This is a genomic window from Rheinheimera sp. NSM (assembly GCF_052380015.1).
Classification (GTDB): Bacteria; Pseudomonadota; Gammaproteobacteria; order Enterobacterales; family Alteromonadaceae; genus Alishewanella.
The window spans coordinates 213,852-221,725 of record NZ_JBQTCI010000006.1 but is presented as its reverse complement, the minus strand read 5'-3'; the positions used below and the strand labels follow the sequence as shown (position 1 = coordinate 221,725).

The following is a 7,874-nucleotide window of genomic DNA, read 5'->3' as shown; positions in this document are numbered from 1 at the left end:
AGGACACCGCCCTTTCACGGCGGTAACAGGGGTTCGAATCCCCTAGGGGACGCCACTTCGCTGCACATTCTTAATCATCACACATTTGCTAACAAACTCATCCTTGAGTGTTTAGCTATTCTGTTTCAAACTCCGCCAACAGTTTACCAACAAATTCGCTAATCTGCGGTTGCGCTTTGCTGTTCGGATGTATGCCGTCCTGTAACATCAGCTCGCTGTTAATCGCTATGTTATCCATAAAAAATGGCCATAGTGTTATTTGGTGTTGTTCTGCCAGTTGCGGATAAATATTGCTGAATTGTTGGCCATAACGTGGTCCATAGTTTGGTGGAATGCGTATTTGCATCAGTACCGGCGTGGCATTATGCTGCTTTACTAAGGTAATAATCTCGCTCAGGTTGGTTTGTATTGATTTAACAGTAAAGCCTCTTAAGCCATCATTGCCTCCCAATTCTATCAAGACAGCGTCTGGCTTGTGTTGGCGTAGCAATTCCGGTAGCCTGGCTAAACCACCGGCAGTGGTTTCACCGCTGATGCTGGCGTTGATAAGTTGCCATTGTTGCTGTTGTTGTTGCAATAAATGCGGCCAGCCCTGATGTTGCTGCATACCATAAGCAGCACTTAAGCTGTCGCCGAGAATAAGCAGTTTTTGCGCAGCGGCGGCCTGACTGAATAATCCAATTAACAGAAGTAAGATAATACGCATGATTAAAGCACCTGAAGTTCATATAAAAGCGACTAAGCTGGCTAAGAGTGTCAAAGTCACTGATGGTTCCTTAACTATCCTGCATGATATCAGTTTGACGATCAATCGTGGTGAGTCGGTTGCGATAGTCGGTGCGTCCGGCTCGGGTAAATCTACGTTACTCAGTTTGTTGGCCGGGCTTGATACGCCAACGGCCGGCGACGTGTATCTGGCAGGACAGGCTTTACATGATTTATCTGAAGATCAACGCGCGGCGATAAGAGCCAAAGATGTCGGCTTTGTATTTCAGTCGTTTTTACTGCTGCCGGGATTAACTGCTCTGGAAAACGTGACGCTGCCGGCAGAGCTGGCTGCAGATAAGCAAGCTAAGCAGCGAGGCCTGGCGTTATTGCAACAGGTTGGCCTGGCAGAACGGGCGGATTTTTTCCCGGCGCAGTTATCCGGCGGCGAGCAGCAGCGGGTTGCTATTGCCAGAGCCTTTATTACCAGCCCTGCGGTGCTATTTGCCGACGAGCCTTCTGCTAACCTGGATGCGGCGACCGGGCAGAAAATTGAAGACTTGCTGTTTAAGTTAAACAGCGAGCAGGGCACCACACTTGTTCTGGTGACCCATAACACCGAGTTGGCTGCGCGTTGTCAGCGTCAGCTGCGGATGCAAGCGGGGCGCTTTGTTTACGACGATGTAAAGGATATGGCTGATGTGGGCTAGTATTGCATGGCGTTTATTTTGGCGTGAGCTAAGCCGTGGTGAACTCTGGGTTATCGCTTTTGCGTTATTTCTGGCAGTTGGCTCTGTTGTCAGCTTAAGCGGCATTACCGAAGGCGTAAAAAGTGCATTGATGCAGCGCAGTGCCCAGTTTAACGCGGCAGATAAAGTACTGCGATCCAGTCAGCCGTTTGACCCGGCAGTGCCTGAACTTGCGCAGCAAAATGGCCTGAGCACGGCACAGCAAATGCAGTTTGACTCTATGCTGTTTGCCGGGGATGCAATGCAACTGGCAACGATTAAAGCCGTCAGCGACAGCTATCCGCTGCGTGGCAACCTTGAGTTAAAACGCTCTGCCGACCTTGTTTCAGGTGAGGAGGCGCAGTTAGCGCAAGGCCAGCTGTATTTCGAAGCCAGATTATTCGATTTACTCAATGTTGCCCCCGGCGATACTGTTGAGCTTGGTGTGGCGCGTTTTACCGTAGCGGGGGTGATTGTCAAAGAACCGGATGCACCGTTAAGTGTGTTCGGTGGGGCGCCAAGAGTGATCATGCATTTGGCTGATGTGGCTGCAACGCAAATTGTGCAGCCGGGCAGCCGTATTGGTTACCGGTATTTGTTTGCCGGCGATACGGCGGCTCTGCAGGCGTTTGAACAACAAATGACAGCAAAGCTTACAGTGCATCAGCGCTGGCAGGATATGGATAGAGAATCTGCTATCGGTGGCGCTTTAGAGCGTGCTGAGCGTTTCTTGTTGTTAGCCGGGCTGCTTGGCATAGTGTTGGCCGCTTGCGCCGCCGCAGTAGCCGCCGGCCGCTATAGCCAGCGCCATACTCAGGCGGTAGCTATTATCAAGGCGCTGGGCGCCACCAGGGGGCAAATCCGCTTGATTTACGGCAGTCACTTATTGCTGGTGGTGCTGTTTAGCTTACTTTGCGGTGCAATTGCCGGTCAGCTAGCCATTGAAGCTGTGCATTGGGGCATTGGCTTTTATTTCGCCGATTACCGGGCGGATTTCAGTTGGCGGCCATTATGGCTTGGCAGCTTAACCTGCCTCGTCTGCGCCTTATTGTTTGCGGCTCGTCCCATGTGGCGGTTGGCAAATACCGCGGCCATTGATGTACTGAAACAACCGGCAGTTAACTTGCCGCTGGATAAGCTGCAATTGTTGTCCGGCAGTGTGGCTATTTGGGGTCTGATGTGGTTATTCAGCGGCGAGCTTATACTCAGTATCGGCCTGTTTTTACTCTGTGCCGCTTTTGCCGGCATACTGTTAGCCGGTGCGGCTTTACTGGTGCGCTTTGCCAAACCGGTGGCGGCCGGGCAAAGCAGTGCCAGACGGCTGGCGCTGGCTAATTTACGCCGCCGGCTTTGGGCCAACAGTTTTCAGCTGATTACCTTCAGTTTGGCTATTTTCCTTGCGTTGTTGCTGTACTTTTTACGCGCTGAGTTAATTGGCCAGTGGCAGCGCCAAATCCCGCCGGGATCGCCCAACCAGTTTCTGGTAAATATCACCGGGCAACAACGCACTGTGCTGCAAGCCTTTGCCGCGGATAATAACCTGGAGTTAGGCCGGTATTATCCTGTGGTACGGGGCCGGCTGACATCTATCAATGATGAGCAACTGCTGCAGGAAGCGACGAAGGAAGATCGCACAGAGCAGCGTGTTGGTGTCGGTCGCGAGCTTAACTTAACCTGGTTGTCAGAATTACCGGCAAATAATCAGGTGACGGCAGGCGACTGGCTTAATACTGACGTTGCACAGGTATCGGTGGAAGCCGAGATTGCACAGCGACTGGACGTAAATTTAGGCGATACTCTGACATTTTCTATCGGCGGCCAACAGCTCAGCGCTACTGTCAGCAGTATCCGCAAAGTAGACTGGAACAGCTTGCAACCTAATTTTTATATGATTTTAAGCCCCGATCTGCTGGCAGAGTTTCCGGCCACCTATATTACCGCGTTCTACCTGGCACCGGAGCGCAGCTTGTTGCTGAACCAGCTGGCCCGGTTGCTGCCAACGGTAAGCGTGATAAGCGTGGATAATATAATTAATCAGGTGAATGATATTATTGCTCAGGTAACGGTGGCGCTGAGTTTTATTTTGCTGATTATTTGCCTGGCTGCCGGTTTAGTGTTGGTTGCTCAGGTGCAGGCAACGTTGGAGCAACGTGAGCAGGAGCTGGCAATATTGCGCACTCTGGGGGCGCAGTATCCGTTTTTACGCAATGCCTTGCTGCTGGAATTTACGCTGTTGGGGGCGATGGCCGGGCTGTTTGCCACCATTCTGGCCGAAGCGATGCTGCTGGTAGTGCAGCAGCGGGTGTTTGAGTTGCCGTTTCAGCTGCACTACAACTTGTGGTGGATGGGGCCTGTTATCGGCATGCTGTTGGTTACCGGCTTAGGTTGGTGGCAATTGCGCCGTTTACTGCAAATCCCGGGGGCGCAGCTGATGCGTAAAGTGCTGCAGGGCTAAGTTGCCTGCAGCGCCTTTAATGCCGGCTGCAGAGTGTTAAATTGAAACTCAAAGCCGGCTTTGAGCAAATTAGTCGGAATGACGCGCTGGCCGGTTAACAGTAAATCGGCCATTTCGCCAAACAGCAAGCGCAATACAAAGGCCGGCATGGGTAGTAGTGCCGGCCGGTGTAACACTTTGGCCAGGGTTTGACTGAACTCTGCATTTGTAACAGGTTGCGGCGCGGTTGCGTTAAAGGCACCGTTTAAAGTAGGGTGCTGTAGCAAAAAGTCAATCAGCCGCAGCATGTCATTAATATGGATCCACGACATAAACTGCTCGCCTGTGCCTATTTTCCCGCCCAATCCGGCTTTAAACGGCGGCAGCATTTTTTGCAAAGCGCCGCCATTGTTGGCCAGTACTATGCCGGTGCGCAGCACACAAACCCGGGTAGCAGGGCCGCTTGCGGCTAATGCCAACTCTTCCCAGCGCTGACACAACTGCTGCGAAAATTCGGCATGAAAGTTACTGAAGTCCTCGCTGATCAGCTGGCTCTGCTGGCGGCCGTAAATACCCACTGCAGAGCCACTCAGCAGCACCTTGGGCGGTGTTTGTGCCGCCTTTATCGCGCTTACCAGCTGTTCGGTAATGTCCCAACGGCTATGGCACAGCCGCAATTTCTGTGCTTCAGACCAACGTTTACCCACTATCGGCTCGCCGGCCAGGTTAACTACTGCATCAACAGTATTAAAATCTACGTCAGCCAGCGCTGTAACCGCTTGTACGCGATCAGAAAATAAGGCTTTAACCTTTGCAGCAGAGCGCGACAGTACGATAAGCTTATGGTTATCGAGCCATTGGTTTACCAACGCTGAGCCAATCAGACCGGTGCCACCGGTCAGTAAAATCTTCATAGTGATTTACCCGTAGTAAAACAGCCGCAATACGCACAAGCACTAAGTATAGAGCTTATTTGTTTATCGACAGTGTCATGGACACCGAATCGGCAAAACGCAAAGCGTGCGGCTTATCAATCTCGACTTCAGCGTAGCGCACCGACGGATGTTCTGAGGCGATGGCCAGCACGTCTGAAGTCATTTTCTCCAGCAACGAGAAGCGTTGGTGTTCAACCAGGGCAATAATCTTTTTGGTGATGGTTCGGTAGTTCAGCGCATTGTCCATATTGTCGGTGTTAGCAGCATCTGTGGCACTGTAATGGATGATGGCGTTAATAATCACGTCTTGTTTGTTGTTAATTTCATCGTCTTTAATGCCGATAAAAGTGCGTAAGCGCAGATTCTTAATTTTAATTACCGCAGGGTTTTTCAGTTCCATTAATAGCATTCCGCAAAAAGTTATGACAAAAGAGTTGTTACTACGCGAGTGAAGGGCGGGGCGATCAGTCGCAGCAGCTCTGGCTGCGACACTGAGGTTATTGAAACAGCAGGCTAAAACGTGCTCCGCCTAATTCACTGTCATCCAGTTTAAGCTGTCCGGAATAAGATTGCACCAATTCAGCCACTATCGCTAAACCCACACCATGGCCTTCATGGTAGGTGTCGAGGCGGGCACCGCGTTCAAATAGTTTTATGCGTTTGTCGGCCGGTACGCCCGGGCCGTCATCTTCGATACACAAGGTAAGCTGATTTTGCTGTGTAATGGTTACTTTGACGTTGTGGCGGCAGGCTTTACAGGCGTTATCCAGCAGGTTGCCGAGAATTTCCATTAAGTCGGTTTCATCGCCGCGGAATACGCAGGTTTCGGCGCATTCTACGTTGATCGCGACATTTTTATCACGATAGATTTTGCTCAGTGCAGAGACCAGCTTATCAAGTAATGGCTTGATATTAATTTGCTTTTTCCAAACATCCTGGCCTGAGCTGGCAGCCCGTTTCAGCTGATGTTCAATCATAGAGGTAATGCGATCTAACTGCTCTTTCAGCTCCGGCTGTTGGCTTAATGCCGAGGTTTGTAATACCGCAACCGGGGTTTTCAGCGCATGGGCCAAATCACTTAAATGGTGACGATAACGCTGCTTTTGCCGGTTTTGGTTGGCCAGTAGCAGGTTCAGGTCTTCCTTGATAATCGACAACTCAGCCGGATAGCGACCGTTAAGCTGCTCCTGGCTGCCATTTTCAACACGACGGATCTCATGGTCGAGTTTCGACAGCGGTTTGGTAGTCCAATAATATGCCAGTAACATTAACAACAGCAGCATCAAACCAATGCCAATAAACCACTGGATCAGCGTAGCGCGAAAGGCCAACTGCGGCGCCTGCAACCGCGTATCCGTTTGCACGACATGCACAGTGAGCGGCCGGGTATAGTCTTCAGCATCAAACAGCAGTGCGATAGACAGCACCCAAAATTGCCCGCCAGGCTGATTGACCATGCGGAACAAATGCTCACCTTGCGGTAGGGCTGTTGCCGGAGGGGTGAATTGCTGGTTAAGTGAGGAGTCTGATTGCCACACTAAATCCTGCTCATGGGTAATATAGGCGCTAAGGCCGGAATCCGGCCGGTAGAAGTCAGGCGCGAGGGCGTTGTTCAGTAACTCCACTTTATCCACCGAAACATTTAACTCAGACAAAATGGCGTACATGTGTACTTCCAACTTCTGCTCTGTATTTGTCAGAAGTTGGGTATAAAAGGCCCTGTCGATAGCAACAAAAGAGCTGGGCAGCAACAGCAGCAGCAGAAAAACACTGATCAACAGCTGCCGCAGCTTCAGAGATAACGCCATATCAGGCTACTGACAGCGTGAAACGGTAGCCCCGGCCTCTTAGCGTTTCAATCGGTTTGGTCTCGCCGTCCGGATCCAGCTTCTTACGCAGGCGCAGTACAAAAACCTCGATCACATTGCTGTCTAAATCGAAATCCTGGTCATAGATGTGCTCGGTCAACTCAGTTTTAGAGATGACTTTATTCGGGTTCAACATAAAGTACTCCAGCACTTTATATTCATACGCCGTTAAATTGATCTCTGTTTCACCCAGCCATACTTGCTGTGTGCGGCTGTTAAGTGCAATAGGGCCGGCAGACAGGGTTGGTTCCGGTTGACCGGCAGCGCGGCGGATCAGCGCATTACAGCGGGCCAGTAGTTCTTCAGTGTGGAAGGGCTTTGTCAGGTAATCATCAGCACCGGCATCCAGGCCTTCTACTTTGTCCTGCCAACTGCCGCGGGCGGTTAACACTATGATAGGGGTTTTTAAGGCTTTTTGCCTGGCGTTGCGAATTAACGTTAAGCCATCCATTTTAGGTAAGCCAATATCAATAATAGCTAAATCGTAGGGATACTCAGACAGCTTAAACCAGCCATCGTCACCATCAACGGCGACATCGACACTAAAATTTTGCTGCTGTAATTGTTCTTTGATCTGCTGCGCCAATAAGCTTTCATCTTCAACAACAAGTAAACGCATTAATTTCCATCCCTTTGCACGCGGCCTGACTGGCCATCAACTAACACTGTAACTACGCGGCCATCTGCCTGCAGCACTCTGATGCGGTAACGCTGTTGTTCAGTTTGTACTTTAACAATCTTGCCCGGATAACGCTGTTGCGCCAAAGCGGCCGCCTGTTCTCTGCTGATCTGTGGTTTGTCGCTGATGACTTTCGCATCTGATAACGCACTGAACAGGAGTGCTATTGTTAGCAGTAGTACCCTTGTGGCTGGCATTGTTCTCTCCATATGATATCAGCGGTACTTTACCGAACTATTAATTCGGCAGCAATCGTCTGTAATGACACTTTTCAAACTAACGTCAGTGTGAAACCTGAGTTACGGCTTTTATTTACGCTTCAAGGGTAGTGCGCTCAGACTTAATTAGCGCTGAATAGCAAACAATAAAGATAAATAAAAAGTTAATATTAATTTGCATATGTAAATATATTGACTAATTTAAATGAGTTGGCGCTAAAAACTCTCCGATACTGATTGTGTGGCTTGCTATTTGGTGCAGCGCCAACCCGATACAGTCAGGCAGTAGTCAAGGCAGTAATCAGGG

The 7,874-nt window shown here is 50.3% G+C and carries 8 protein-coding genes; 2 read left to right on the top strand and 6 right to left on the bottom strand.

Features of this window, described 5'->3' with window-relative positions; translation table 11 throughout:
* Positions 1 to 115: 115 nt before the first annotated feature.
* Entirely contained in the window at positions 116 to 706 is a 591-nt protein-coding gene (locus tag ACTZWV_RS16830) for an arylesterase (protein WP_444787652.1), read from the bottom strand.
* On the opposite strand from ACTZWV_RS16830, the gene ACTZWV_RS16825 reads away from it, so the two are divergent.
* On the top strand, positions 705 to 1,415 hold the full coding sequence (locus tag ACTZWV_RS16825) for an ABC transporter ATP-binding protein (protein ID WP_444787651.1): 711 nt from the start codon (positions 705 to 707) through the stop codon (positions 1,413 to 1,415). The two genes, ACTZWV_RS16830 and ACTZWV_RS16825, sit on opposite strands and share 2 nt — an antisense overlap.
* Entirely contained in the window at positions 1,405 to 3,888 is a 2,484-nt protein-coding gene (locus ACTZWV_RS16820) for an ABC transporter permease (RefSeq protein WP_444787650.1), read from the top strand. The genes ACTZWV_RS16825 and ACTZWV_RS16820 overlap by 11 nt, the downstream gene beginning before the upstream one ends.
* Here the strand turns inward: ACTZWV_RS16820 and ACTZWV_RS16815 are convergent.
* From ACTZWV_RS16815 to ACTZWV_RS16795, 5 genes are all read right to left on the bottom strand, one after another.
* Positions 3,885 to 4,781, bottom strand: a complete 897-nt coding sequence (locus ACTZWV_RS16815) for a TIGR01777 family oxidoreductase (RefSeq protein WP_444787649.1) — start codon at positions 4,779 to 4,781, stop codon at positions 3,885 to 3,887. The two genes, ACTZWV_RS16820 and ACTZWV_RS16815, sit on opposite strands and share 4 nt — an antisense overlap.
* Positions 4,782 to 4,836: 55 nt before the next feature.
* Positions 4,837 to 5,202 carry a dihydroneopterin triphosphate 2'-epimerase gene (gene folX / locus ACTZWV_RS16810; protein WP_444787648.1) on the bottom strand — a complete coding sequence of 122 codons (366 nt, stop codon included), beginning with the start codon at positions 5,200 to 5,202 and terminating at the stop codon, positions 4,837 to 4,839.
* Positions 5,203 to 5,299: 97 nt separating this feature from the next.
* Positions 5,300 to 6,610: an ATP-binding protein gene (locus ACTZWV_RS16805; RefSeq protein WP_444787647.1), complete on the bottom strand. Its 1,311-nt coding sequence runs from the start codon at positions 6,608 to 6,610 to the stop codon at positions 5,300 to 5,302.
* 1 nt (position 6,611) lies between these two features.
* Positions 6,612 to 7,289 (bottom strand): response regulator transcription factor, encoded by a 678-nt coding sequence (locus tag ACTZWV_RS16800; protein WP_305554212.1) that lies wholly within the window; start codon positions 7,287 to 7,289, stop codon positions 6,612 to 6,614.
* The gene (locus tag ACTZWV_RS16795; protein ID WP_444787646.1) at positions 7,289 to 7,546 is read right to left on the bottom strand and encodes a PepSY domain-containing protein; all 258 of its coding nucleotides are present in this window, start codon (positions 7,544 to 7,546) and stop codon (positions 7,289 to 7,291) included. The genes ACTZWV_RS16800 and ACTZWV_RS16795 overlap by 1 nt, the downstream gene beginning before the upstream one ends.
* Between the last annotated feature and the right edge of the window lie 328 nt (positions 7,547 to 7,874).